This is a genomic window from Micromonospora sp. GCM10011541, from assembly GCF_042650725.1.
Lineage (GTDB): Bacteria > Actinomycetota > Actinomycetes > Mycobacteriales > Micromonosporaceae > Micromonospora > Micromonospora sicca.
In genome coordinates, this window is sequence record NZ_JBHSBP010000055.1 from 256,300 (window position 1) to 282,405 (window position 26,106).

22 protein-coding genes and 1 pseudogene are annotated in these 26,106 nt (G+C 72.8%); 21 read left to right on the forward strand and 2 right to left on the reverse strand.

Annotated elements, in window-relative coordinates:
* Window positions 1-227 precede the first annotated feature (227 nt).
* From rimP to ACFOYX_RS23365, 11 genes are all read left to right on the forward strand, one after another.
* Window positions 228-941 (forward strand): ribosome maturation factor RimP, encoded by a 714-nt coding sequence (rimP, locus tag ACFOYX_RS23315; RefSeq protein ID WP_109800760.1) that lies wholly within the window; start codon window positions 228-230, stop codon window positions 939-941.
* Window positions 938-1,981, forward strand: coding sequence for a transcription termination factor NusA (gene nusA, locus ACFOYX_RS23320; RefSeq protein WP_109800761.1), 1,044 nt, complete (start codon window positions 938-940; stop codon window positions 1,979-1,981). The genes rimP and nusA overlap by 4 nt, the downstream gene beginning before the upstream one ends.
* A gap of 16 nt (window positions 1,982-1,997) precedes the next feature.
* Window positions 1,998-2,330 carry a YlxR family protein gene (locus ACFOYX_RS23325; protein ID WP_109800762.1) on the forward strand — a complete coding sequence of 111 codons (333 nt, stop codon included), beginning with the start codon at window positions 1,998-2,000 and terminating at the stop codon, window positions 2,328-2,330.
* 93 nt (window positions 2,331-2,423) lie between these two features.
* Window positions 2,424-5,423, forward strand: coding sequence for a translation initiation factor IF-2 (gene infB, locus ACFOYX_RS23330; RefSeq protein ID WP_322440730.1), 3,000 nt, complete (start codon window positions 2,424-2,426; stop codon window positions 5,421-5,423).
* An 88-nt stretch (window positions 5,424-5,511) separates the two neighbouring features.
* Window positions 5,512-5,805 carry a DUF503 domain-containing protein gene (locus tag ACFOYX_RS23335; RefSeq protein WP_109805388.1) on the forward strand — a complete coding sequence of 98 codons (294 nt, stop codon included), beginning with the start codon at window positions 5,512-5,514 and terminating at the stop codon, window positions 5,803-5,805.
* A 177-nt stretch (window positions 5,806-5,982) separates the two neighbouring features.
* Window positions 5,983-6,474, forward strand: coding sequence for a 30S ribosome-binding factor RbfA (gene rbfA / locus ACFOYX_RS23340; protein WP_322440729.1), 492 nt, complete (start codon window positions 5,983-5,985; stop codon window positions 6,472-6,474).
* Entirely contained in the window at window positions 6,471-7,508 is a 1,038-nt protein-coding gene (locus tag ACFOYX_RS23345) for a bifunctional oligoribonuclease/PAP phosphatase NrnA (RefSeq protein ID WP_109805386.1), read from the forward strand. Before rbfA ends, ACFOYX_RS23345 begins: the two co-directional genes overlap by 4 nt.
* A 65-nt stretch (window positions 7,509-7,573) precedes the next feature.
* Complete coding sequence (locus ACFOYX_RS23350; protein WP_109805390.1) at window positions 7,574-7,981, forward strand: hypothetical protein; 408 nt, start codon at window positions 7,574-7,576, stop codon at window positions 7,979-7,981.
* A complete protein-coding gene (locus ACFOYX_RS23355; protein WP_322440818.1) occupies window positions 7,981-8,190 on the forward strand; it encodes a DUF6186 family protein in 210 nt (69 codons plus the stop codon). The genes ACFOYX_RS23350 and ACFOYX_RS23355 overlap by 1 nt, the downstream gene beginning before the upstream one ends.
* Before the next feature lie 466 nt (window positions 8,191-8,656).
* Entirely contained in the window at window positions 8,657-9,169 is a 513-nt protein-coding gene (locus ACFOYX_RS23360; RefSeq protein WP_322440728.1) for an AAA family ATPase, read from the forward strand.
* A 94-nt stretch (window positions 9,170-9,263) separates the two neighbouring features.
* A complete protein-coding gene (locus tag ACFOYX_RS23365) occupies window positions 9,264-10,595 on the forward strand; it encodes an MATE family efflux transporter (protein WP_322439264.1) in 1,332 nt (443 codons plus the stop codon).
* 132 nt (window positions 10,596-10,727) lie between these two features.
* On the opposite strand, the gene ACFOYX_RS23370 is transcribed toward ACFOYX_RS23365, so the two are convergent.
* Both ACFOYX_RS23370 and ACFOYX_RS23375 read right to left on the reverse strand, forming a co-directional pair.
* Window positions 10,728-11,750, reverse strand: coding sequence for a hypothetical protein (locus ACFOYX_RS23370; RefSeq protein WP_322439263.1), 1,023 nt, complete (start codon window positions 11,748-11,750; stop codon window positions 10,728-10,730).
* Between the two features lie 284 nt (window positions 11,751-12,034).
* On the reverse strand, window positions 12,035-13,036 hold the full coding sequence (locus tag ACFOYX_RS23375) for a hypothetical protein (RefSeq protein WP_322439262.1): 1,002 nt from the start codon (window positions 13,034-13,036) through the stop codon (window positions 12,035-12,037).
* 109 nt (window positions 13,037-13,145) lie between these two features.
* Between ACFOYX_RS23375 and truB the strand changes: the two genes are divergently transcribed.
* From truB to ACFOYX_RS23425, 10 genes and pseudogenes are all read left to right on the forward strand, one after another.
* Entirely contained in the window at window positions 13,146-14,030 is an 885-nt protein-coding gene (gene truB, locus ACFOYX_RS23380; protein WP_322439261.1) for a tRNA pseudouridine(55) synthase TruB, read from the forward strand.
* 75 nt (window positions 14,031-14,105) lie between these two features.
* A pseudogene (locus tag ACFOYX_RS23385) lies at window positions 14,106-14,198 on the forward strand (IS607 family transposase); the annotation flags it as partial.
* 137 nt (window positions 14,199-14,335) lie between these two features.
* Window positions 14,336-15,721, forward strand: a complete 1,386-nt coding sequence (gene tnpB / locus ACFOYX_RS23390) for an IS607 family element RNA-guided endonuclease TnpB (RefSeq protein ID WP_322439260.1) — start codon at window positions 14,336-14,338, stop codon at window positions 15,719-15,721.
* A 20-nt stretch (window positions 15,722-15,741) separates the two neighbouring features.
* Window positions 15,742-16,671 (forward strand): bifunctional riboflavin kinase/FAD synthetase, encoded by a 930-nt coding sequence (locus ACFOYX_RS23395; protein WP_322439259.1) that lies wholly within the window; start codon window positions 15,742-15,744, stop codon window positions 16,669-16,671.
* 194 nt (window positions 16,672-16,865) lie between these two features.
* Window positions 16,866-17,135, forward strand: coding sequence for a 30S ribosomal protein S15 (gene rpsO / locus ACFOYX_RS23400; RefSeq protein ID WP_109804764.1), 270 nt, complete (start codon window positions 16,866-16,868; stop codon window positions 17,133-17,135).
* Window positions 17,136-17,357: 222 nt separating this feature from the next.
* Window positions 17,358-19,736 (forward strand): polyribonucleotide nucleotidyltransferase, encoded by a 2,379-nt coding sequence (locus ACFOYX_RS23405; protein WP_322439258.1) that lies wholly within the window; start codon window positions 17,358-17,360, stop codon window positions 19,734-19,736.
* A 187-nt stretch (window positions 19,737-19,923) separates the two neighbouring features.
* A complete protein-coding gene (locus ACFOYX_RS23410; protein WP_377534349.1) occupies window positions 19,924-21,294 on the forward strand; it encodes a M16 family metallopeptidase in 1,371 nt (456 codons plus the stop codon).
* A gap of 176 nt (window positions 21,295-21,470) precedes the next feature.
* Entirely contained in the window at window positions 21,471-22,244 is a 774-nt protein-coding gene (dapB, locus tag ACFOYX_RS23415; protein WP_109804038.1) for a 4-hydroxy-tetrahydrodipicolinate reductase, read from the forward strand.
* 655 nt (window positions 22,245-22,899) lie between these two features.
* On the forward strand, window positions 22,900-24,780 hold the full coding sequence (locus ACFOYX_RS23420; protein WP_322475054.1) for a gamma-glutamyltransferase: 1,881 nt from the start codon (window positions 22,900-22,902) through the stop codon (window positions 24,778-24,780).
* Between the two features lie 141 nt (window positions 24,781-24,921).
* Window positions 24,922-26,088 carry a CapA family protein gene (locus ACFOYX_RS23425; RefSeq protein ID WP_322439256.1) on the forward strand — a complete coding sequence of 389 codons (1,167 nt, stop codon included), beginning with the start codon at window positions 24,922-24,924 and terminating at the stop codon, window positions 26,086-26,088.
* Window positions 26,089-26,106 lie beyond the last annotated feature (18 nt).

Below are 26,106 nucleotides of genomic sequence, written 5' to 3' on the forward strand. Positions count from 1 at the left end.
CGGGAATGCCCCGGTGCCCCGTTGCGCTGTGTTGTTCTGCCCGTCGCCACCGGACAAGTCAACACCATCCGTGGCCGCCCGTGGGCCACCGGCGTCGGTGCGCCGCCGGGTCCGTCACCCGCCAGGCGCGTTACGCTCTGCGCAGCCACCGGGCGCGACCGCCCCGGTGGCGTGCCGGCATGGCGGGCCGAAGCGGACCGCAGCTCGATCAGGAGAAGGGGCGCCAGATGACGCAGCGTGGCCGTGCCACCAGGCCGACCGGGCCGTCCGGGCGACCCCGGCGGGCCGACGGGCCCCGTGGTGGGGACCGGGCCGGCGCACCGCGCGGCGGTGACCTCGGCGCCCGGCGCGCGCGGCTGCGCGAGGTGATCGAGCCGGTGATCGAGGGCGTCGGGTACGACCTGGAGGACCTCTCCGTCTCCCGGGCCGGCCGACGGCACGTCGTACGCGTGATCGTGGACGCCGACGGCGGGATCAACCTGGACGCCGTCGCGGACGTCTCCCGCGCGGTCTCCGCGGCGTTGGACGCCGCGGAGGAGGCCGGTGGCGACATCGTGGCGGGGGAGTACCAGCTCGAGGTCAGCTCGCCGGGCGTGGACCGTCCGCTCACTCTGCCCCGACACTGGCGGCGCAACGTCGGCCGGCTGGTCAAGGTGACCGTGCGCGGCGGGGCGGCGCTGCCCGAGCAGCGGGCCGCCGGGGACCGGCAGGTCACCGGCCGGGTGGTCGAGGCCGACGACGAGCGCGTGGTGCTGGAGACGGACGCCGGCCGCGCGGAGCACCGCTACGCCGACCTCGGACCCGGTCGGGTCCAGGTCGAGTTCACCCGCCTCGACGAGATCGACGAGGCGGACGAGTTCGACGACGCGGACGCAGCCGGCGCGGCCGGCGAGACTGACGACATCGACGACGAAGATGATGTGGAGGACGAGGAGAGGTGAACATCGACCTCGCGGCGCTGCGCGCACTCGAGCGCGAGCGGGAGATCCCGTTCGACACGATCCTCGCGGCGATCGAGACCGCGCTGCTGACCGCCTACCGGCACACCGACGGCGCCGAGCCGCACGCCCGGGTGGAGATCGACCGCAAGACCGGGGCCGCCCTGGTCTACGCCCAGGAGGTGGACGACGACGGCACCGTGGTGCGGGAGTGGGACGACACCCCGCACGACTTCGGCCGGATCGCCGCCATGACCGCGAAGCAGGTGATCCTCCAGCGGCTGCGGGAGGCCACCGACGAGGTGCACTTCGGCGAGTACGTCGGCCGCGAGGGCGACCTGGTCACCGGGGTGGTGCAGGCGCACGAGGCGCGGGTCGAGAAGGGCATCGTCAGCGTCGACCTGGGCAAGCTGGAGGGCGTCCTGCCGCAGTCCGAGCAGGTGCCCGGCGAGCGGTACACGCACGGCGAGCGGATCCGCTGCGTCGTGGTGCACGTGGCAAAGGGAATGCGCGGCCCGCAGATCACGTTGTCCCGTTCGCACCCGGCACTGGTGAAGAAGCTCTTCGCGCTGGAGGTGCCGGAGATCGCCGACGGCACCGTCGAAATCGGCGCGATCGCCCGTGAGGCGGGTCACCGTACGAAGATCGCGGTCCGCTCCACCGCCCCCGGCGTGAACGCCAAGGGCGCCTGCATCGGCCCGATGGGCCAGCGGGTCCGGGCGGTGATGAGCGAACTGCACGGTGAGAAGATCGACATCATCGACTGGTCGGACGACCCGGCGACCTTCGTCGGCAACGCGCTCTCCCCGGCCAAGGCGCTGCGGGTCGAGGTGGTCGACCTGGCCAGCCGGACGGCCCGGGTCACCGTGCCGGACTTCCAGCTCTCCCTGGCGATCGGCCGGGAGGGGCAGAATGCCCGGCTTGCCGCCCGACTGACCGGTTGGCGGATCGACATCCGCTCCGACGCGGAGCAGACCGAGACGGCCGGCCGGGGCGCAGCTGATCACGTGCCGGAGCCGGGCGGCGCGATCTCGAGCAGCTAGGGGTAGACTTTCTCCAGTGGTACGACGCGCGCTGCCGGAGCGCACCTGTGTGGGCTGCCGGAGACGTGCGCCGGCCAGCGAACTGCTGCGGATCGTCGCGGTCGGCGACGAGGCTGGTCACAGCCTCCGGGCCGATCCGGCCCGCAGACTGCCGGGTCGGGGGGCGCACATGCACCCGGATCCGGCCTGCTTCGCGCAGGCGGTGCGCCGCCGCGCCTTCGGGCGGGCACTGCGCATCACCGGGGTCGTCGATCACGGTGAGCTGGCGGAGCATGTTGACGCGCCAACCACTACGTCCGGTCAGCCCGACCGGACGAGGGTCGCTAGCAAGGTAGGACGACCGACATGAGCACACGATGAAGTCCCTGAAATGACCAGGCTTCAAGTGCAGGAGTGAGGTCGCTGCGGGTGCTGCCCGCACGACCTCGGAGTGAGGAGTGCAGTGGCAGGTAAGGCCCGCGTACACGAGCTGGCAAAAGAGCTCGGGGTCGAAAGCAAGACCGTTCTCGCCAAGCTGAAGGAAATGGGCGAGTTCGTCAAGTCCGCGTCCAGCACCGTCGAGGCGCCCGTCGCCCGACGGCTGCGTGGCGCATTCGTCGCGTCCGCCGGTGGCCCTTCGGCGCCGGCCGCCCCCGCGGCGGCCGCGTCCGCTCCGGCGGCGACCCCGACGCCGTCCCCGACCCCGGGTGCCCCCCGGGTCTCGGCCAGGCCGATGCCGCCCCGGCGGCCGGCCGCGCCGACCCCTGGACCGAAGCCCAAGGGCCCGGTCCCCAGCCCGCCGCAGCCGGCGACCCCGGTCGCCAAGCCGGCGAGCGCGCACGACATCGAAGTGGCGGCCGCCGAGGCGCGCGCCGCCGCCCTCAAGGCTGAGCAGGAGGCCGCGGTCAAGGCCGCGCAGGCCGCCCGCCAGCAGCAGCGGGAGAACGTCCGCCGGGAGCCCCCGACCGAGGGTGGTCCCCGTCCGGGTCCGGCACCGCGTCCGGGTCCGAACGCGGTGCCGCCGCGTCCCACCCCGGCCGCCGGCCGTCCCGGTGGCCCGACCCCGGGCCCGGGTGCCCGGCCGGGCGGTCGTCCGCCGGCGCGCGGCGCCGGTAACAACCCGTTCGGTATCCAGGGTGGCCAGCAGCGGCCCCCGGCTGCCGGTGGTCCCCGGCCGAGCCCGGCCGGCATGCCGCCGCGGCCCAGCCCGGCGTCCATGCCGCCGCGGCCCAGCCCGGCCTCCATGCCGAGCCAGCGGCCCACCACGGGTCGCCCCGGCGGCCCCGGTGGCGGTCGTGGCGGCCCCGGTGGCGGCGCAGGCCGTCCCGGTGGCGGTGGCGGTGGCTTCCGTGGCGGTCCCGGTGGCGGCGGCGGTGGCGGTGGCTTCCGTCCCGGTCCCGGTGGCGGCGGCGGTGGCGGTGGCTACCGCGGTGGCCCGGGTGCCGGTGGCGGTGCTCCGGGCGGCGGTTTCCGTCCGGGTGCCCCGGCCGGTGGCGGTGGTCGCCCCGGTGGCGGCGGTCGTGGCCGTGGCGGTGGCGCCGCGGGTGCCTTCGGGCGTCCGGGTGGTCGGCCGACCCGTGGTCGCAAGTCCAAGAAGCAGCGCAGACAGGAGTTCGACAACCTGTCGGCCCCGACCATGAGCTCGGGTGCCCCCCGGGGTCAGGGTCAGGTCGTCCGGCTCTCCCGTGGCGCCTCGCTGTCGGACTTCGCCGACAAGATCAACGCCAACCCGGGTTCGCTGGTCCAGGAGATGTTCAACCTGGGCGAGATGGTCACCGCGACCCAGTCCTGCTCCGACGACACCCTGCTGCTGCTGGGTGAGCACCTCGGTTTCGACGTGCAGATCGTCAGCCCGGAGGACGAGGACCGCGAGCTGCTCGCGCAGTTCAACATCGACCTCGACGCCGTGGTCGCGGAGGAGCGCCTGGTCAGCCGTGCGCCGGTGGTGACCGTCATGGGTCACGTCGACCACGGTAAGACCAAGCTGCTCGACGCGATCCGTAAGGCGAACGTCGTGGCCGGCGAGGCGGGTGGCATCACCCAGCACATCGGCGCGTACCAGGTCCACGTCCCGCACGAGGGCGAGGACCGCGCGGTGACCTTCATCGACACCCCGGGTCACGAGGCGTTCACCGCCATGCGTGCCCGTGGTGCCCAGGTGACGGACATCGTGGTGCTGGTGGTGGCGGCCGACGACGGCGTGATGCCGCAGACCATCGAGGCGTTGAACCACGCCAAGGCGGCCGACGTGCCGATCGTGGTCGCGGTCAACAAGGTCGACAAGCCGGAGGCCAACCCGGACAAGGTCCGCCAGCAGCTGACCGAGTACGGGCTGGTCGCCGAGGAGTACGGCGGCGAGACCATGTTCGTCAACGTGGCGGCGAAGCCGGGCATCGGCATCGAGGAGCTGCTCGAGGCGGTCCTGCTGACCGCCGACGCGTCGCTGGAGCTGACCGCTCCGATCGACGGGCCGGCGCAGGGTGTGGCCATCGAGGCGCACCTGGACAAGGGCCGCGGTGCGGTGGCGACGGTGCTGGTGCAGAAGGGCACCCTGCGGGCCGGCGACTCGATCGTCGCCGGTGGGGCGCACGGCCGGGTCCGGGCGATGCTCGACGAGAACGGCAACCAGGTCGCCGAGGCGGGTCCGGCCCGTCCGGTCCTGGTGCTCGGTCTGACCGCGGTGCCGGGTGCGGGTGACACCTTCCTGGCTGCCGAGGACGACCGCACGGTGCGCCAGATCGCCGAGCAGCGGCAGGCACGGCGGCGGGCGGCGTCCTTCGCCAACTCCCGTGGCCGGGCCACTCTCGAGACGCTCATGGAGCAGCTCAAGGAGGGCGAGAAGACCTCGCTCAACCTGGTGCTCAAGGGCGACGTCTCCGGTTCCGTGGAGGCCCTCGAGGACGCGCTGTTCAACCTCGACATCCCGGAGGAGGTCCAGCTCAGGATCATCCACCGGGGCGTGGGTGCGATCACCGAGAGCGATGTCATGCTCGCGAGCGCCTCGTCCGAGGCGGTCACGATCATCGGCTTCAACGTGCGGGCCGCCAACAAGGTCCGCGAGATCGCCGACCGCGAGGGCGTGGAGATCCGGTACTACACGGTCATCTACCAGGCCATCGAGGAGATCGACGCCGCGCTCAAGGGGCTGCTCAAGCCGGAGTACGAGGAGGTCGAGCTGGGCTCCGCGGAGATCCGCGACGTGTTCCGCTCGTCCAAGGTCGGCAACATCTCCGGCTGTATCGTCCGGTCCGGCGTCATCCGCCGCAACGCCAAGGCGCGGCTGCTGCGGGACGGGGCGGTCGTGGCGGACAACCTCACGGTCAGTTCGCTCAAGCGGTTCAAGGACGACGCGACGGAGGTCCGCGAGGGCTTCGAGTGTGGTCTGACCCTGGCCGGTTTCAACAACGTCCAGGTCGGCGACATCATCGAGACCTTCGAGATGCGGGAGAAGCCGCGCGCCTGATCCGACGGTGACACAGTGATCAAGGGGTTTACGCCGAAAGGCGTAAACCCCTTGATCATGTCCGGGGGTGACCGTAATGTCCGGGGCGATGTTCACCGGAACCGTGGTCTTCGACCTGCTGCTGCCAGGCGACTCCAGGTCGCTCAAGGCGAAAAGATCATATGTACGGCCGATCGTGGCGGCGCTGCGCCGCTTCGAGGTGTCGGCCGCCGAGGTGGGAGCGCTCGACCTGCACGGCCGGGCCGAGATCGCGGTGGCCGTGGTGGCCGCCGAGGCGGCGCACGTCCGCGAGGTGCTCGACTCGTGCGAGCGCCTGGTGGCCGCCCGGCCGGAGGCCGAGCTGCTGTCCGTGCGCCGCCGGCTGTACGGCGAGGAAGACTGACGCCGGGCCGGTCATCCCCGCCGACGGGGCCCGGATCCGGGGTGCCCGTCGCCATCGGCGGCCCCGCGCGGCCGCCACGATCGCGCGGGTAGTGTTCGAGATGTTGGGCGGTCGGGCCCGGCGGCGCCCCGCGCCGCCGTCTCCGGCCGGGAGCAGGATGCCCTGGAGGTGGGGGAGATGACGGATCCGGCCAAGGTACGCCGGCACGCGGAGCGCATCCGCGAACTGGTCGCGTCGGTGGTGCGGAGCCAGATCAAGGACCCCCGGCTCGGGATGATCACCATCACCGACGCCCGGATCACCGCCGACCTGCGCGACGCCACGGTGTTCTACACCGTGCTCGGCGACGCGGCGGCCCAGTCCAGCACCGCCGCCGCGTTGGAGAGCGCCAAGGGTCTGCTGCGCAGCACGGTCGGGAAGGCCCTCGGGCTGCGGCACTCGCCCACCCTGACCTTCGTCCTGGACGACGTGCAGGACCAGGTCAAGCACATCGACGACCTGCTCGCCGCGGCCCGCAACGCCGACGCCGAGGTGCAGCGGCTGGCCGCGAGCGCGAAGTACGCGGGCGAGCCGCAGCCGTACCGCCTCGAGGACGAGGTCGAGGACGCCGAGGCCGAGACCGAGAACGCCGGGACCGAGGACGAGCCGCGCGGCGGCGACCGCCCGTGACCGACCCCGCCGCGGGCGCCCCCGAGGCGCCCACCGGGGCCGAGTGGGCGGCCGCGGTCGCCGCGGTACGCCGACTCCCCGCCGACGCGCGGGTGCTGCTGATCTGCCACGTCAACCCGGACGGGGACGCGCTGGGCAGCATGCTCGGCTTCGGGCTGGGGCTGCGCCGGCTGGGCGTACGACAGCTCCAGGCGACCTTCCCCGGGCCGCCGGAGGTGCCGGAGCCGTTCCGCTGGCTGCCCGGGCTCGACCTGCTGGTGCCGCAGGACGCCGCCTACCCGGATCCGGATCTGGTCATCTGCTTCGACGCGGCGAGCGAGTCGCGGCTCGGTGACCTGGTGGGCCGGCTCGGGTCGGCGGGTGCGTCGCTGGTGCTCGACCACCACGCCTCCAACACCCGGTTCGGCGACATCAACCTGGTGGACCCGCACGCGGCGGCGACCTCGGTGGTCGCCGAGGGGCTGCTGGACCGGCTCGGGGTGCCGCTGGACGCGGACATCGCGGCGTGCCTCTACGTCGCGCTGAGCACGGACACCGGCTCGTTCCGCTTCGAGGCGACCACCCCGGCCGTGCACGAGATGGCGGCACGGCTGCTGGCCACCGGCATCCGACCGGGGGACATCTCCCGACGGATCTTCGACACCCGGCCGTTCGGCGCCGTCCGCCTCTTCGGCGAGGCGATCGGCCGGGCCCGGCTGGAGCCGGGCGCGGCCGGCGGGCGCGGCCTGGTCTGGACGTACGCGACCCTGGACGACCTGGCGCGGCACGACCAGCCGCCGTACGTGCTGGAGGCGCTGATCGACTCGGTGCGCTGCACGGCCGAGGCGGACGTGAGCTGCGTGGTCAAGCAGACGCCGGCCGGGGACTGGGCGGTGTCGCTGCGGAGCAAGGGCGCGGTGGATGTGAGCCGGGTGGCGGTGGCGTTGGGCGGCGGTGGTCACCGGTTCGCCGCCGGGTTCACCGGTCGGGGCAGCGTCGACGAGGTGGTCGACAGCATTCGGGCCGAGCTCGACGGGGCGTTGCTCGCGGTCTGAGATCAGGGTCGACTCCGGGGTGTGGCGGTCTTCCCGCGCTCCGTGAGGGTGGGGACAATCGGATGATGGATCACTCCCGAGAGCTCACCGCCGAGGCGCCCCGAGCCTGGGACCGTCCCGTCGTCTCCGTACCGGTGCTGATCTGCCTCTCCCTGGTCGGCGGACAACTGCCGTCCTTCTCCGCGCAGGCCAACCTCTACACCCTCGGCACCGGCGGCGCGCTGATCTGGCTCGGGTTGAACAACCGGGTGCCCCGGCGGCCCGCGCCCCGCCGGCTGACCCCGGGGGCGGTCTGGTGGCTGCTGCCGGTGACCGTCTTCGGGGTCTTCGAGGGGGCGACCTTCGTGCTCTCGGTGGGCGACGACTTCCCCACCTTCTCCCGGCTGGCCGATCCGCTGCTGGAGGACCACCTGGTCCGCTCCACGGCCTGGTTCGCCTGGCTGGCCGCGTTCTGGGGGCTGGTGCGGCGATGATGCGGGCGCTGGCCATCGGCGGCGTCCTGACCGCGATCCTGCTCTTCGCTGGCGTGGAGTGGGCGTCCCGGCGGGAGGACTCCCGGGTGCCGTCGCTCGGCGACGTCTGCGCGTTCGTGATGCGGTACGCGGTCGGCCCGGTGCCGGTGGGGCGGATCGGGCTGTTCGGCTTCTGGTGGTGGCTCGGCTGGCACTTCCTGGCCCGCTGACGCGGGTATCCGTCCAGATGTCGGGAATCCTGGGCAGTATGTGGACCTGAACGATAGCTTGGGTAAGGACCGGCGCCGCGCCGCGACGCAGGTCGTGGGCGGGTGGCGCCACACCAGGTGCCGCCTCCCTCCAGGGTCGGACCGACCCGGGCTCACGCTGCCAGGCGAGCCGCTCCGGTGATCCCGGACCGCTGCCGGGCGCTCAGCACGACCGCCCGTAGGGCCACCGTGCCGCGGTGGTCAGCACCCTGGAAGGGATCTGGAGATGGCGACCAAGCCCACCCGCAAGCCGCAGCCGGAGACCACCGACGAGGCGCGCGAGCAGATGCGCCGCGCGCTGCAGACCTCGATGGACACCCGTCAGTGACGTACGTCGTCCGGCGGTGACGTCGCCGACGTCGCTCCGTCCCCGGCGTCACCGCCGCCCCGGCTCCCCGGGCCCGCCCTCCGGCGCTACCGTCACCGGGTGCGTCGCATCCTCGTCGTCGGCAGCTCGGGCGCCGGCAAGAGCACCCTGGCCCGCGAGGTCGCCCGCCGGCTCGACCTCCCGCTGATCCACCTCGACCGGCACTACTGGCGGCCCGGCTGGGTCGCCGCCGACGACGCCGACTTCCGCGCCGACGTCGCCGCGTTCGCCGCCCGCCCGGCCTGGGTGATGGACGGCAACTGCGGCGCCACGCTCGACCTCCGGCTGCCCCGCGCCGACCTGCTGGTGCGCTGCGACCCGCCCCGGCTGCGCTGCCTCGCCCGGGTGCTCCGCCGCCGCTGGGCCCACCGCGCCACGCCCCGGGCCGACCTCCCCGAGGGCTGTCCGGAGCAGGTCGACCTGGAGTTCCTCCGCTACGTCTGGCGCTACCCACGCCACTCCCGCCCGCGCGTCCTCACCACGGCGGCGTCGCTCGCCCCCGACCTGCCGGTGGTCCGCCTCCGCACCCCCACCGACCTCCGCCGCTGGCTCGCCTCCCTCCCCACCCCCTGACCCGGGGTGGGGCGGGCCAGGGGTGGGGTGGGTGGGGCGGTAAGTGATGGTGGGGGTTGCGGGCCTTACGGGGGGCGTGCCAGGATCGGCGGCGATGAGTCAGAGCGTTGTCACCTCGCCTGCGTCCGACGCCGCGTCGCCGCGGCGGATCGCCGCGCTCGCCCTGCCCGCCCTCGTGGTGCTCGCCGCCGAGCCGCTCTACGTCCTGGTCGACACGGCGGTGGTCGGGCACCTGGGCCGGGTTCCGCTGGCTGCGCTCGCCGTCGGCGGCACGGTGATGACCCTGACCGCCTGGCTCGGCACCGTCGTCGCGTACGGCACCACCGGGCGGTCGGCCCGGCGGTTCGGGTCGGGCGACCGGGCCGCCGCGGTGGCCGAGGGCGTGCAGGCGTCCTGGCTCGCCCTGGCGGTCGGGGTGCTGGTGGCGCTCGCCATGCAGATCGGCGGCGGGGCGTTGGCGCGTACCCTCGTCGGCGGTGCCGGCGACGTGGCCGGCGCGGCCGCGCAGTGGCTGCGGATCGCGGCGCTGGGCGCCCCCGGCCTGCTGCTCGCCGCCGCCGGCAACGGCTGGCTGCGCGGCATCCAGGACACCCGACGGCCGCTGCTCTTCGTGCTCGCCCCCAACCTGCTCTCCGCGCTGCTCTGCCCGCTGCTGGTCTACCCGGCCGGGCTCGGCCTGGCCGGCTCGGCGGTGGCGAACGCCGCCGCGCAGACCCTCTCCGGCGGTCTCTTCGCGGCGGCGCTGGTGCGCGAGCGGGTGTCCCTGCGGCCCCGGCCGCGGCTGATCCGGCATCAACTCGTGCTCAGCCGGGACCTGCTGATCCGGGGCGTCGCCTTCCAGGCGAGCTTCCTCTCCGCCACCGCCGTCGCCGCCCGGTTCGGCGCGGCCGCCGTCGGCGCTCACCAGATCGCCCTCCAGCTCTGGTTCTTCACCGCCCTGGTGCTGGACGCGCTCGCCATCGCCGCCCAGGCGCTGATCGGCGCGGCGCTCGGTGCGGGCGACGCGGCCGGCGCCCGCGCCCTCGCCCGGCGGATCGCGCTGCTCGGCGGCGCCTGCGGCGTCGCCTTCGCGCTGCTGATCGCCGCCGGGGCCGGCGTCGTGCCGTCCTGGTTCAGCTCCGACCCGCAGGTACGCGAGCAGGCCCTGGTGGCCTGGCCGTGGTTCGTGGCGTTGCAGCCGATCGGCGGGGTGGTCTTCGCCCTCGACGGGGTGCTGATCGGCGCGGGAGACGTCCGCTACCTGCGCAACCTCACCATCGTGGCGGCGCTGGGCGGGTTCCTGCCGGCGATCTGGCTCGCCTACGGGCTGGACCTCGGCCTCGGCGGGATCTGGGCCGGGCTGACGCTCTTCGTGGCGCTCCGGTTGGTGGCGCTGCTGCTGCGGGTGCGCTCCAGTGGCTGGGCGGTGGTCGGCGCGGTCCGCTGACCGCCAGCGGACACCGGCCGCCTGGTCATCGGCTCGTTCAGACCTGGTCGTCGGACTCCCGGGCGGAACGAGGGTTGCGGCGGGCGGTCTGCCGTACCGGGGGCGACCGGGCGAGCCGGTTTCCAGGCGCGGTCAGCAGGTGTCCGGCAGGTCGAGCGTCTTGTCCGGGTCGAAGACCGCGTCCGGGTCCGGATCGTCGGGGCCGCCGAAGCTGGGCGTGCCCAGGTCGAGCAGGCCCTTGTCGAACGCGGCACAGTCGATGTTGGAGGCGAACGAATTCGCCTCCTCGATCCACAGGCCGTTCGAGCTGCGGTCCACGTCGTCCGGGTGCGGCACGCTCCACACCACGGTGTCGTGTACCACGACCACCCCGTCCCCGGGCACGGTGCCGCTGGTCCGGAAGGCGTAGGCCCAGACGAAGTTGGTGGTGACCTCCAGGATGCGGATGCCGCCGGCGTCCTTCGTGGCCCGGTAGCTGATCCGTCCTTTGGCCCGGAGCTGGTCGCCGGTCATCCGGGCCCCGGGCGTCAGCTTGGTGGCGTAGGTGGCGAAGACGTCAGAGGCGAAGTCCTTGCGCAGGTCGGCCCGGGCGTCCGGGGCGAACTGCCGGATGAACGGCTCCGGGTCCTTCGTGGTCGCGAACCGGCGGTCCAGCCGGGCCGTCACCAGAGCCGTCCGGACCTTCGCCAGCGCGGCCGCCACCTGCTTCTTGCTGAACGGGCCGGTCGGCTTCGCCGCGGGCAGGGCGATCCCCGCCGCGCCCTCCGGGAACGCGGCGGCCGGGGTGCCGTCGAACGGGCCGGCGGCCGAGGGCGGCGACGCCGAGGAACTGGCCTGCTCGCCCGTGGGCAGGCTGATCGTCGGGTGGGCCGCCGGCGGCTCGCCCCACCGCTGAAGCGCCCGGTAGCCGGTCGTGCCGACGAGCCCGAAGAAGGTGAGCAGCAGCAGCGCCGCCGCGCCGCCGAGCAGCTTGACGGAGTGCCGGCTCAGCCAGATCCGGCGGCGGTCGGCGCGGCTCGGCTCGGCGTCGAACTGCGGGTGGCGCAGCCAGTCCGGGATCGTCCCCAGCCCGTCGGCCGGTGCCGTCCACGGGTCGGGGTGGCTCGGCGGGTCGGGGTGGCGCGGCGATTCGGGGGTCGGCCCGTGGTCGGTCATCGTGGTTCCCAGGGACGGTGCGGCGGGGGCACCGCATGATCGCACCGGCGCAGTCATCGCGCTGCCCTGGGCGGCGAAGAGGGATGTTCCGGTCGGGCGGACCACGAGCTGTCCTCGCCGGGCCCAAAGGCTGGCGGCCCTCCTCCCGGCGTATCGCGCGGGCCGCGGCGGCACCACCCGCCGCCGCGGGCGGGCGGTCACGTCCGTTCCCGGTCTTGCAGGCGAGGGGGCGGGTGATCTTCGCACGCCGGGGGACCGTCCCGCCGCCCCGTTTCCGGGACGCCTCAGCAGGTGTCCGGGAGGTCCAGCGTCGTGTCCGGGTCGAAGACCGCGTCCGGGTCCGGAGCGTCCGGACCGCCGTGGCTGGACGCGCCCAGGTCGAGCAGACCCTTGTCGAAGGCCGCGCAGTCGATGTTGGTGGCGTAGGAGTTCGCGTCCTCGATCCACAGCCCGTTCGAACTGCGGTCGACGTCGTCGGGATGCGGCACGCTCCAGACGACGGTGTCGTGCACCACGACCAATCCGTCGCCCGGCACGGTGCTGCCGGTGCGGAAGGCGTACGCCCAGACGAAGTTGGTGGTCACCGCCAGGATCCGGATGCCGTCGGCGTCCTTGGTGGCCCGGTAGCTGATCCGACCCTTCACCCGGGGCTGGTCGGCGGTGAGCCGGGCGCCGGGCGCCAGCCGGGTGGCGTACGCGGCGAAGGTGCCGGAGCCGAAGTCCTTGCGCAGGTCGGCGCGGGCGTCCCGGGCGAACTGCCGGATCAACGGCTCGGGGTCGTTTGTGGTCATGAACCGGCGGTCCAGCCGCGCGGTCACCAGGGCCGTCCGGACCTTCGCCAGCGCGGCCGCCACCTGCTTCTCGGTGAACGGGCCGCTCCGCTTCGCGGCGGTCAGGGCGATCCCCGCCTGCCCTTCCGGGAACGCGGCGGCCGGCGTGCCGTCGAACGGGCCGGCCGCTGCGGGTGGCGACGCGGACGTACTGGCCTGCTCGCCGGCCGGCTGGCTGATCGTCGGGAACACCACCGGCCGCCCGCGCGCGTGCGGCATCGACACCAGCACGGCGACGCCGACCACCCCGACGAAGGCGAGCAGCAGCAGCACCGTCGTGGCGCTCAGCAGCATGCCGGAGTGCCGGCTCAGCCAGCTCCGCAGCCGGTCGCCACGGCTCGAACCGGCGTCGACGGGCGGCTGGCGCAGCCACGCCGGTGCCGTCCCCGGACCGGCCCCGTAGCCGGGCGCCGGGGCGGGGTTGTGCGGTGCGGAGTTCTGCCGATCATCGGACATCGCGGTTCCCGATTAAGAGTGGGCGAGATGTCCCTGAGTGTCACACCTTGTCGCTCGGCGTGGTATCCCCCGCCCGGACCGGGACCGGAATCTGGCAGGCTTGGCGGTCGTGAGCACAGACGGTTTGATCGTGGTCGACAAGCCCGGCGGCATGACGTCGCACGACGTGGTGGCGCGGATCCGGCGGTTGGCGCGTACCCGGCGGGTGGGGCACGGGGGCACGCTCGACCCGATGGCCACCGGCGTGCTGGTGATCGGGGTGGGCCGGGCCACCCGGCTGCTCACCTACGTGATCGGGGCCGGCAAGAGCTACACCGCGACGATCCGGCTCGGCCAGGCCACCGTCACCGACGACGCCGAGGGCGACGTGATCGCCACGACGCCGGCCGGCACGGTGACCGACGAGGCGGTCCACGCCGCGCTCGCCGCGCTGACCGGCGAGATCGACCAGGTGCCGAGCGCGGTCAGCGCCATCAAGATCAACGGCCAGCGGGCGTACAAGCGGGTCCGCGAGGGGGAGAGCGTCGAGCTGCCGGCCCGCCGGGTCACCATCTCCCGGCTGGACGTCCGCTCGATCCGCCGGGACCAGACTGACGTGGTGGACGTGGACGTGGACGTGACCTGCTCGTCCGGGACGTACATCCGGGCCATCGCCCGGGACGCGGGCCTGGCGCTGGGGGTCGGTGGCCACCTGACGGCGCTGCGGCGGACCGCGGTGGGCGGCTTCACCCTGGCCGAGGCGGCCACCCTCGACGAGCTGGAGCAGCGCGCGCCGGAGGTGGTCAACCTGCCGCTCGACGCCGCCGCGGAGCGGTACTTCCCGCGCCGGGACGCCACGCCGGACGAGGCGAGGATCCTGTCCCACGGCGGGCCGCTGGACGCGGCCGGCATCACCGAGCCGTACGCCGTCTTCGGCCCGGACGGCGGCTTGATCGCTATCGTCAGCGAGCGGGACGGGCGGGCCCGCGCGGAGATCGTGCTCGCTCCCGCATGACGACCGGTGCGGGTCGGGGGGTCGGTGCGTTATGAATGCCTCATTGAACTTGAGCGGTGAGTTGAGCGGGAAGGTGTGCATCACGTGAGCGCGTACCGGTGGCCTCGGGAGAGCCCGCTGCCGGTCCCGGCCGGCCGGGTGGGGCGACTCGTCCTGGTCGATCCGGCTCACCGAACCCGCCCTAGGGCGGACCGCCCTGATGCCGGGAAGCGATCCAATCCCAAGGGGCAGCAGCTCTCCACTCTGGCCGCATGGTGGGGGGCGGCTAACCGGGCCTTCCGGGCCGCGGAAGCCAATCCGGCGTGATGAAGACCATGCAGGCGTACCGGTACGCCCTGGACCTGACTGCGGTGCAGGAGCGAGCTGTGCTCGCACATGCGGGGGCGGCGCGGGTGGCCTACAACTGGTCGTTGGCCCGGGTGAAGACGGTCATGGACCAGCGGACCGCCGAACGGTCTTACGGTATCGGCGAAGTGGACCTCACCCCGGCAGTCGGCTGGTCGCTTCCCGCCCTGCGCAAGGCATGGAACCAGGCGAAATCCGATGTGGCTCCATGGTGGGCCGAGTGCTCAAAGGAGGCTTTCAACACCGGCCTCGATGCCCTCACCAGGGCGTTGAGGAACTGGTCGGACTCGCGTTGCGGCAAACGCGCCGGGCGGCCGGTCGGGTTTCCCCGGTTCAAGTCACGCCGCCGGTCGACACCGTCGGTGCGGTTCACCACTGGAGCGATTCGCGTTGAGCCGGACCGCAAACATGTGGTGCTGCCTCGGCTTGGCCGGCTCAAGTTGCACGAATCCGCCCGCAAGCTTGCCCGTCGCTTGGATGCCGGCTCCGCGCGGATCCTGTCGGCGACGGTACGCCGTGACGGTGGCCGGTGGCAGGTGTCCTTCTGCGTCGAGGTCGACCGCCCGCAGCGCACGCCGGCGCGGCCAGAGGCAACGGTCGGGGTGGACGTGGGCGTGAAGCATCTCGCGGTGTTGTCCACGGGCGAGTTGGTCGCCAACCCCTGTCATGTCGACTGCGCGGCCCGCCGGATGCGACGTCTCGCGCGGCGCATGTCCCGGCGCACCGGCCCCGATCGGCGCACCGGCCGCGAGCCATCGAATCGGTGGGAGGTGGCCCGAGCGCGGGTAGCCGGCGCGCATGCCCGGGTGGCGAACCTGCGTCGGGACGGGCTACACAAGCTCACCACCCGACTCGCCCGAGAGTACGGCACCATCGTGGTGGAAGACCTCAACGTGGCTGGGCTGCTGCGCAACGGGCGGCTGGCTCGGTACGTCGCCGACGCCGGCTTCGCCGAACTACGACGGCAACTGGCCTACAAGATTGAATGGAGCGGCGGCCGACTCGTGGTGGCAGACCGCTGGTATCCATCCTCCAAGACGTGCTCAGGCTGCGGCACTGTGAAAGCCAAGCTGGCCCTGTCCGAGCGCACATACACCTGCACCACCTGCGGTTTGGTCCTGGACCGGGACGTGAACGCCGCACGCAACCTTGCCGCGCTCGCGCACGAGGTCACCGACGCCCGGAGTGGCCGGGAGTCGTCAAACGGACGTGGAGCCGACCGTAAGACCCGCCCTGGCGGGCCGGTGGCCGTGAAGCGTCAACCCGGCACCGCTCCGGCGGGCAAGACCGGGACCGTCTCACCGCAAGGAGGGACAGCTGATCATGGGCTCACATACGCATCATGACTTGCAACGGGAGGAGCGGCATGCAGCGGTGGCGGGGGTACGAGGCGGCGCCCGGTGGTTGGGGGCGGTCGGTCGTCACCATCGGCGTCTTCGACGGCGTGCACAAGGGGCACCAGGCGACCATCGGCCACGCCGTGGCGCGCGCCCGCGAGTTGGGCGTCAAGTCGGTGGTGGTGACCTTCGACCCGCACCCGGCGGAAGTGGTCCGCCCCGGTTCGCACCCCGCCGTGCTGACCGAGCCGGCCCGCAAGGCGGAACTGATCGAGGCGCTCGGCGTCGACGTGCTCTGCGTGGTGCCGTTCACCCCGGAGTTCTCCCGGCTGCCAGCCGAGGAGTTCGTGCACGACATCCTGGTCGAGCACCTGCACGCCGCGCTGGTCGTGGTCGGCGCGAACTTCCGGTTCGGGCACCGGGCCGCCGGTGACGTGGCCCTGCTGGAGCGGCTCGGCCGGACCTTCGGCTTCGGCGTGGAGGGCGCCCCGCTGGTCGCCGAGGCCGGCACGGTCTTCTCCTCCACGTACATCCGCTCCTGCGTCGACGCGGGCGACGTGGTGGCGGCCGCCGCCGCGCTGGGCCGCCCGCACCGGGTGGAAGGCGTGGTGGTCCGGGGCGACCAGCGCGGACGTGAGCTGGGGTACCCCACCGCCAACCTGCTCTGCCACCGTTACGCGGCGATCCCGGCCGACGGGGTGTACGCCGCCCGGCTGGTGCGCCGGGGGCAGCGGGAGCCGCTCGCGGCGGCGGTGTCCATCGGCACCAACCCGACCTTCTCCGGCCGGGAGCGCCGGGTGGAGGCGTACGCGCTGGACTTCACCGGCGACCTGTACGGCGAGCGGCTGGCCCTGGACTTCGTCGCGCACCTGCGCGAACAGCGCACGTACGACTCGATCGAGCCGCTGGTCGCCCAGATCGCCGAGGACGTGGAGCGGACCCGCCGCGCAGTCGCCTGAGCGTTTCGCCGCCCCGCGTCGCGGCCCTTCGCCGGGCGGTCCCCCCTCGGGCTGGTAGGCTGGCGGAGACGTCGGCTGACCGACGTGGGGCCTCGCGTGCCTGCACGACGCCGCGGGTGCGAGGTTCGTCCGTCTCCGGTCCTCCGGACCCCGACGACGGACATCAGTGATCAACCCATCGAAACAGGGAGAACATGGCGCTCGACCAGGAAGCCAAGGCCAAGATCCGCACGGAGTACGCGACCGCCGAGGGCGACACCGGTTCGCCGGAGGTGCAGGTCGCGGTCCTCACCAAGCGGATCGCCGAGCTCACCGAGCACCTGAAGGTGCACAAGCACGACCACCACAGCCGCCGTGGGCTGCTGCTGCTGGTCGGCCGGCGCCGTCGGCTGCTCAACTACGTCCAGAAGAAGGACATCAACCGCTACCGGTCGCTCATCGAGCGGCTCGGCCTGCGCCGATGATGTGACGGGGGAGTGGCCACTCGGCCGCTCCCCCGTTCTGGTACCACAGAAGAACAGGGCCGCGCGACCACCCGACAGGGAGCCGGTCAGCGTACCGGTCTCCGGTAGTGGCCCCCGGGAATCCCGGCATCATGCCGGCCACCCGGGCGCTTCGATCGAAGACCGGCCGTCTGAGCAGCTCCCCATGTCGTGGGCCCACGACGCGAAGGAGCACGACAGCACATGACCGAGACCAACCTCGGCACCGAATCCCGCACCGCCGTGATCGACAACGGGTCCTTCGGCACCCGTGAGATCACCTTCTCCACCGGTCGGCTGGCCCGCCAGGCCGCCGGCTCCGTCGTCGCCCAGCTGGGCGAGACGGTCGTCCTCTCCGCCACCACCGCCGGCAAGCAGCCGAAGGAGCAGTTCGACTTCTTCCCGCTGACCGTCGACGTCGAGGAGCGGATGTACGCCGCGGGCCGGATCCCCGGCTCGTTCTTCCGCCGCGAGGGTCGCCCCAGCGAGGACGCCATCCTCACCTGCCGGCTGATCGACCGGCCGCTGCGCCCGTCGTTCGTCAAGGGCCTGCGCAACGAGGTCCAGGTCGTCGAGACCGTCCTCGCGCTCGACCCGCAGCACCCGTACGACGTCGTGGCGATCAACGCCGCCTCGATGTCCACCAAGCTCTCCGGCCTGCCGTTCTCCGGCCCGATCGGGGCCACCCGGATGGCGCACGTCGACGGCCAGTGGGTCGCCTTCCCGACCTACGAGGAGCTGGCCCGGGCCACCTTCGACATGGTGGTGGCCGGCCGCGCACTGGCCGACGGCGACGTCGCGATCATGATGGTCGAGGCCGAGGCCACCGAGCACACCGTGAAGCTGGTCGCCGGCGGCGCGCCCGCCCCGACCGAGGAGGTCGTCGCCAGCGGCCTGGAGGCCGCCAAGCCGGCCATCCGCGAGCTGTGCCGGGCGCAGAGCGAGCTGGCCGAGGTTTCCGCCAAGCCGGTCGTCGAGTTCCCGGTCTTCCTGGACTACCAGGACGACGCGTACCAGGCGGTGGCCGACCTGGCCCGCGCCGACGTCGCCGAGGCCCTCCAGATCGCCGGCAAGGCGGCCCGCGAGGAGGCCCTGGACCGGGTCAAGGCCAAGGTCGCCGAGGAGCTCGGCCCGCGCTTCGAGGGCCGGGAGAAGGAGCTAAGCGCCGCGTTCCGGTCGCTGACCAAGTCCGAGGTCCGCAACCGGGTGCTGCGCGAGCAGGTCCGCATCGACGGCCGCGGCCCGCGCGACATCCGTCCGCTGACCGCCGAGGTCGGCGTGCTGCCGCGGGTGCACGGCTCGGCGCTGTTCGAGCGGGGCGAGACCCAGATCCTGGGCGTCACCACGCTGAACATGCTGCGCATGGAGCAGACGCTGGACACCCTCTCCCCGGACAAGTCCAAGCGCTACATGCACAACTACAACTTCCCGCCGTACTCGACCGGTGAGACCGGTCGGGTCGGTTCGCCGAAGCGGCGGGAGATCGGCCACGGCGCCCTCGCCGAGCGGGCGCTGATCCCGGTGCTGCCGGCGCGCGAGGAGTTCCCGTACGCCATCCGGCAGGTCTCCGAGGCGCTCGGCTCCAACGGCTCCACCTCGATGGGTTCGGTCTGCGCCTCGACGCTGGGCCTGCTGTCGGCCGGTGTGCCGCTGAAGGCGCCGGTCGCCGGCATCGCCATGGGCCTCATCTCCGACGAGGTCGAGGGCAAGACCCAGTACGTGACGCTGACCGACATCCTCGGTGCCGAGGACGCGTTCGGTGACATGGACTTCAAGGTCGCCGGCACCCGGGACTTCGTCACCGCGCTGCAGCTCGACACCAAGCTCGACGGCATCCCGTCGGACGTGCTGGCCGCCGCGCTCCAGCAGGCGCACGAGGCCCGGCAGACCATCCTCGACGTGATGCAGCGGGCGATCGAGGCACCGGCCGAGATGTCGGACTACGCGCCGCGGGTCACCACCGTCAAGATCCCGGTCGACAAGATCGGCATGGTGATCGGCCCGAAGGGGCAGACCATCAACGCCATCCAGGACGAGACCGGCGCCGAGATCTCCATCGAGGACGACGGCACGATCTACGTCGGCGCGACCAACGGCCCGTCGGCCCAGGCCGCGGTGGAGCGGATCAACGCGATCGCCAACCCGACGCTGCCGAAGGTCGGCGACCGGTTCCTCGGCACGGTGGTGAAGACGGCCGCGTTCGGCGCCTTCATCTCGCTGCTGCCGGGCCGTGACGGCCTGCTGCACATCTCCAAGGTGGGCGACGGCAAGCGGGTCGAGAAGGTCGAGGACTTCCTCAACGTCGGCGACCGGGTCGAGGTGGAGATCGCGGACATCGACGCCCGCGGCAAGATCTACCTGGACAAGGTCCGCCCGGAGGGCGCCGAGGCGCCGGCCGCGGGCGAGGCCGCCGGTGGCGAGCGTCCGGCCGGCCGGGACCGCGGCGACCGGGGTCCGCGGGACCGCGGCGACCGGGACCGCGAGCGCGGCAGCCGTGGCCCGGAGCGTGGCGAGGGCGGCCAGGGCGGCGGCGAGGGCGGCGAGGGCGGCGAGCGTCCGCGCCGCCGGACCCGGCACAGCTGAGCAACGACCGGCCGGGTGGGGACGTGGTCCCCACCCGGCCGTCGACGACTCCAGCTCGGCGGGTCTGGCGCCGCGCCGGGACCTGGAGCCGTCGCCGTGACACCGCACCACCCACCCCTCGTCGAAGTGAGAGCAGGTTTCCGTGAGTCGGGCCCAGCGTTCGTCTTTTCCTGCGGGTCGACGGGGGGTGGCGCTGTCCGGCGCCGTCCGGCACGCCACCGGGTCGCAGCCCGGGCGCGCCGGTGGATCGGCGCGGGCGGTCACCCGCACGCTGAGTGACGACCCGCTGGGTGGCACGATACGGCGTACCGTGCTGCCCAGCGGTCTGCGCGTGCTGACCGAGGCGATCCCGGCGATGCGCAGCGTCTCCTTCGGCATCTGGGTGGCGGTCGGCTCCCGGGACGAGACCGGGCCGCAGGCCGGCGCCGCACACTTCCTGGAGCACCTGCTGTTCAAGGGCACCAGGAAGCGGACCGCGCTGGAGATCTCCTCCCAGATCGAGGCGGTGGGCGGCGAGACCAACGCCTTCACCACGAAGGAATACACCTGCTACTACGCGCGGGTGCTCGACGAGGACCTGCCGCTGGCCATCGACGTGATGTGCGACGCGGTCGCGGACTCGGTGCTGGAACCGGCGGACGTGGAGACCGAGCGGGGCGTCATCCTCGAAGAGATCGCCATGCACGACGACGAGCCGGGCGACGAGGTGCACGACCTGTTCGCCCGGGCCGTCTACGGCGACCACCCCCTCGGCCGGCTGATCTCCGGCACCGAGGAGACGGTCACCCCGATGACCCGGCGGCAGATCCAGAGCTTCTACCGGCGCCGCTACACGCCGCCGCAGATCGTCGTCGCCGCCGCCGGCAACCTCGACCACGCCACCGTGGTCAAGCTGGTTCGCCAGGCCCTGCGCGGCACCCCGCTGGACAGCGACCCGGCGGTGCCGGCCCCGCACCGCCCGGCCACCCCGGCGGTACGCACGAAGCCGGCCGCCACCCTGGTCGAGCCGAAGGAGACCGAGCAGGCGCACGTCATCCTCGGCTGCCCCGGCATCGATCGCACCGACGAGCGGCGCTTCGCCCTCGGCGTGCTGAACAACGTCCTCGGCGGCGGGATGTCCAGCCGGCTGTTCCAGGAGATCCGGGAGCGGCGTGGCCTGGCCTACTCGGTCTACTCCTATGCCAGCCAGTACGCCGACAGCGGCCTCTTCGCGGTCTACGCCGGCTGCGCGCCGGGCAAGGTGGACGAGGTGCTGGAGCTGACCCGGGCCGAGCTGGCCCGGGTGGCCGCCGACGGGATCACCGCCGACGAGCTGGCCCGGGGCAAGGGCATGTCGAAGGGCTCCTTCGTGCTGGGCCTGGAGGACACCGGCTCGCGGATGAGCCGGCTGGCCAAGGGGGAGCTGCTCTACGGCGACCTGATGCCGGTGGACGAGCTGCTCGCCCGGGTCGACGCGGTGACCCTGGACGACGCGAACGCGCTCGCCGCCGAACTGCTCGCCCGGCCGATGTCGCTCGCGGTGGTCGGCCCCTTCGGCGCGAACGACTTCACCGCCTGATCCCTGCCCGCCACCGCCCCGCCCACCGGTGACCCGGCGTGGGATGCGGCAGCTCGCGCCGTCCGTCATGGCGGGAGGCCGCGATCCGGCGCAGCCGGAGTGGACCTTGGCCGGTGGGTGGGACGTGGGGAGGTCCGGACGGGTGACGCCGTCCCGATTCGGATAGGTTGTGCCCCGTGACTGACGAGCAGGAGAAGAGCCCGGCCGAGCCGATCCGGGTCGGCGTGCTGGGTGCGCGCGGTCGGATGGGCATGGAGGTCTGCAAGGCGGTCGACGCGGCCTCCGACATGGACCTGGTGGCGATGATCGACCAGGGTGACTGGCTGTTCAACGCCTCCGACGCGGGCGCCGAGGTGATCGTCGACTTCACCACCCCGGACGTCGTCATGGACAACCTGCACTGGTGCATCGACCAGGGCATCAGCGCCGTGGTGGGCACCACCGGTTTCACCGAGCAGCGGTTGGAGCGGGTGCGCGGCTGGCTGGACCGGAAGCCCGGCGTGGGCGTGGTGATCGCCCCCAACTTCGGCATCGGCGCGGTGCTGATGATGCAGTTCGCGGCCCGCGCGGCCCGGCACTTCGAGTCCGTCGAGATCATCGAGCTGCACCACCCGCGCAAGCTGGACGCCCCGAGCGGCACCGCGACGCACACCGCGCGGTTGATCGCGGCGGCCCGCGCCGAGGCCGGCCTGGGTCCCGTGCCGGACGCCACCAAGGACGAGGTGCCGGGCGCGCGTGGCGCCGAGATCGACGGGGTACGCGTCCACGCCGTGCGCGCCGCCGGTCTGGTCGCCCACCAGGAGGTGCTGTTCGGCACCACCGGGGAGACGCTGACCATCCGGCACGACTCGCTGGACCGGGCCTCCTTCATGCCGGGCGTGCTGCTCGCCGTGCGCGCGGTCCGCAACCGTCCCGGCCTCACCGTCGGCCTGGACGCCCTGCTCGACTGAGCCACCGGTCCGCCCACCAGCGGGAGACCGTGCGCCACAACGCAGCGGCGGGCGCGGCCGGCTGACCGGGGCGCGGGCCCGCAACGACCGGGCGGGGCGGGCCGCGGTGCGCCCGGTTCCGCCCGGCCAGCACGACGGCGGCGGCGCTGCTGGCCGACCCCGCCGGAAACCGGTCGTCCCGACGGTGGGCGCGCAGGCTCACCCGCGTGCTCACCCAGGTCCGGAGGGTCCGGCACGGTGTCGACGCCCGGGCGGTAACGGGTATCGGCGGCAGGGCCGGGCACCATGCGGACGCCGCGGCCCTGTGGGCCGAGGTGCATCGGTTCCTGGGCATCGAGGATGACGGGACGCCGACGACTCCTGGGTCATTGCTGCGCACCGCTGGCACAGCAGTCCCGCCCGCAACGACTTCCAGCGATGCCCTGCGCCACCGTTCGGGCGGCCAGGATGATAGCGGTGTCAGCTTCTGCTCGGCCGTTGGCGTGCCCACGACCTGCGTGGGCCGGGCGGCCGACCTGCGGTGTCCGCCGGCCGGATCCTCGTCGAGTGGGCCAGGTCCCGAGCGACATGTCCCGGAGCAGCCGGACCCCGCCTGCAAATGGAGCTTCTTGAGCGTGGCGCCCCGTTTCTGCAACAGTGCCGAAAGGGTTGTGAGATGTCCGCACGCAAGCTGCACCACCTGATTTCCACCCTGGTGCTCGCGCTCGCCGTGCCAGCCGCGACGGTGCCCGTCGGAGCGGGAGCGAAGGTCGCGCCCCCGGACGTCTGCGCGAATGCGACCAGCGGCCGCAAGACCGATGCGGTGGGTACGAAGTTCATGGTGGCGGCCGCCCATCCTCTGGCCAGTGAGGCCGGTTGCCGGATCCTCGCGCGGGGCGGCCGGGCTGCGGACGCGGCAGTAGCGGTGCAGGCCGTGCTCGCCGTGGTGGAGCCGCACGCCTCGGGGCTGGCGGGCGGCACGCTCATCAACTACTGGGACGACGACAAGGAGAAGATCCGGTTCTTTGACGGCTTGGCCAGAGCCCCGGAGAAGGTGACCGAGAATGTCCGGACTCCCACCGAGCAGGAACGCACTGCGCTCAGGACGGATCGGTTCCCGAACGCGGCCGGGGCAAGCGGACGGTCGTTCGGTGTCCCGGGCACCCTGCGGGTGCTCTCGACGGTGCACAGCGAATACGGTGCCCTGCCGTGGGATGAGCTCTTCGACGACGCCATCCGGCTCGCCGCGAACGGCTTTCCGATGTCCGCCAGCCTGCACGACGGCTTCGAGGAGCGCTTCAACGGGCGGAAGCGCTGCAACTACCCCGACCTGCGCCCCCGCTACTGCAACGGCGACGAGCCGAAGCCGGTCGGAACGATGCTGCGCAACCCCGAGATCGCTCAGGTGCTGCGCGAGATCCGCGACGGCGGCGCGGACGCGTTCTACGACCCGGCGGGCAAGATCGCCCCGGCGATCGCGGCACACGCGGCCAAGGGGCCCCTCAAGCTCAAGGGGAACACCGCGGGTCCGGTGGTGATCCCCAGTCTCATGACGGCGCAGGACTTCGCCGACTACACCGCGGTGGAGCGCCCCGAGGTGTGCCGGAAGGCGCTCGGCCTGTCGGTCTGCACTGCGGCGCCGCCAGCGTTCGGCGGAGTGGCCACCCTGCAGATGCTCGGGATGCTCGAACGCGGACAGGTGGCGAGGACCAAGCCCGCCTCGGCGGACCGCATCCACCTCTCCATCGAGGTCAGCCGCCTGGCGAACTTCGACCGCCGGGCGTACGTGGGTGACCCGGACTTCCACGACGTGCCCGTGGCCGGGCTGCTCGACGGGAAGTACCTGGACAACCGGTTCGCCCTCTACTCTCCTGACCGGGCGATCCATCCGGTGGAACCGGGCACCCCTCCGAACGTGCCGCCACCCGCACCGTCGATCAGCGACCAACCCGCCACCACGGACGTCGGCGACCCGACGAGCAACGCCAGCATCGTCGACGCGGACGGCAACGCCATCTCCATGACCACGACCAACAACAGTCACTTCGGGTCACACCTGGAGGCGCGGGGCATGATGCTGAACAACGCGCTGAACAACTTCACGGACACCTTGTCGGTCTCGCCCGGCAAGCCGGTGAACGTCCAGGAACCGAAGAAACGGCCCACCGCCTCGCAGGCACCGACGCTCGTGCTCGACCGCGAGGGGAAGAAGCTGAAGCTCGTGATCGGCGCCGCCGGCGGCTCGCACATTCCTGACTACGTCACCCAGACCCTGGTGGGCGTCTTGGTCGACCGCATGAGCCCGGCCCAGGCACTCGATCAGGGCCACTACAGCGGACAGGACATCACCCGCAAGTGTGACGGGAAGCGGGATGCGCCCTCCGAGCTCGAAGCGAACAGGCGAATCGCCCTGAACCTGCCTGACCTCGTGACCCGCGAGCACCCCTGCCCGAGAGTCATGGCACTGGACAGTGGCCTCACCGCGATCGAGGTCCGCGGAAAGCAGCTCCTCGGCGCGGCGGACCAGCGCCGGGACGGCGGCGCGACCGGGCGTTAGCACCGCCGGTGAGGGTATGCGCCTGCTGCGAAGCTCGCCGATCCGCCGGGACACGACTTACCGGTCGGTTCGGCGGGGGCGCGGCGACGGCGTGCTCGACTCCGCCGCGCCATCCAGCCCAGGAAAGGAGCAGGACCGCCGATGCGTGCATTCGCCGTCCGTGTCGTGCTCGCCACCGCGCTCGTCGTCACCCCCGCCGGCGGGTGGGCGCAGCCCGCCGACGCCGTCCCGGAGCGCCTGTCCCCGCAGCCGGCCGCGGCCGCCGCGCCGGAGGCGGGCACGCCGCGCCAGGTCAGCATCCTGGGCTCGGGGGACATCCTGGTCCACCCGCCAACCTGGCGGCAGGCGCGGGCCGACGCCAGGGCGGCCGGCCGCTCCGGCTACGACTTCGACCCGATCTTCGCCTCGATCCGTCCCGCCGTCGAATCGGCGGACCTGGCCATCTGCCACATGGAGGCCCCGATGGGGCCCGGTGAGCCCAAGGACTTTCGGCGCTTCAGGGCTCCCACCGACCTGGCCGCCGCGGTCCGGACCGCCGGCTACGACACCTGCTCCACCGCCAGCAACCACGCACTCGACCAGGGGGAGCAGGGCGTGTACGACAACCTCGACGCCCTCGACGCCGCCGGTCTGCGCCACACCGGCACCTTCCGGAACGCGACCGAGCAGGCCACGCCCACCATGTACCAGGTCAACGGCGTCAAGATCGGCCATCTGTCCTGGGCGATGAACTTCAACGACCTGGAGCCGCCGGCCGGCAAGGCGTGGCTGGCCAACCGCATCGATGTCGCCGCGATCCGTGCCGCCGCCGCCGCCACTCGAAAAGCCGGCGCCCAGATCATCGTGCTCTCCGCCCACTGGGGCACGGAGATGCAGCACCCCCCCGACGGCGAGCAGGAGTCCTGGGCCAGACAGCTCATCGCCGACCCGAACATCGACTTGATCATCGGTCACCACGCCCACGTCGTGCAGCCCTTCGAGCGGGCCGGCGACAAGTGGATCGCCTACGGCGTCGGAAACACCCTCGCCCGCCACGATTTTCCCAAGGACGCCAATCGGGAGGGGGTGCTGGCCAAGTTCACCTTCACCGAGAGGCCCGACGGGCGGTGGGTGGCCACCCGGGCCGAGGCGATCCCGATCTGGCTCTCCCTCGAACCGGCCATCCGCGTCGTGGACCTGCCTCGCACCCTTGAGCACCTGCCCGCCGGTGATCGCCGGCGTGCCCGCTACACCGCCACCATGGATCGGATCACCGGATACCTCGACAGCCGTGGGGCGCTCGCCGCCGGGCTGCACGTGCGGCGCTGAACCGGCTCCCGGCCGGAA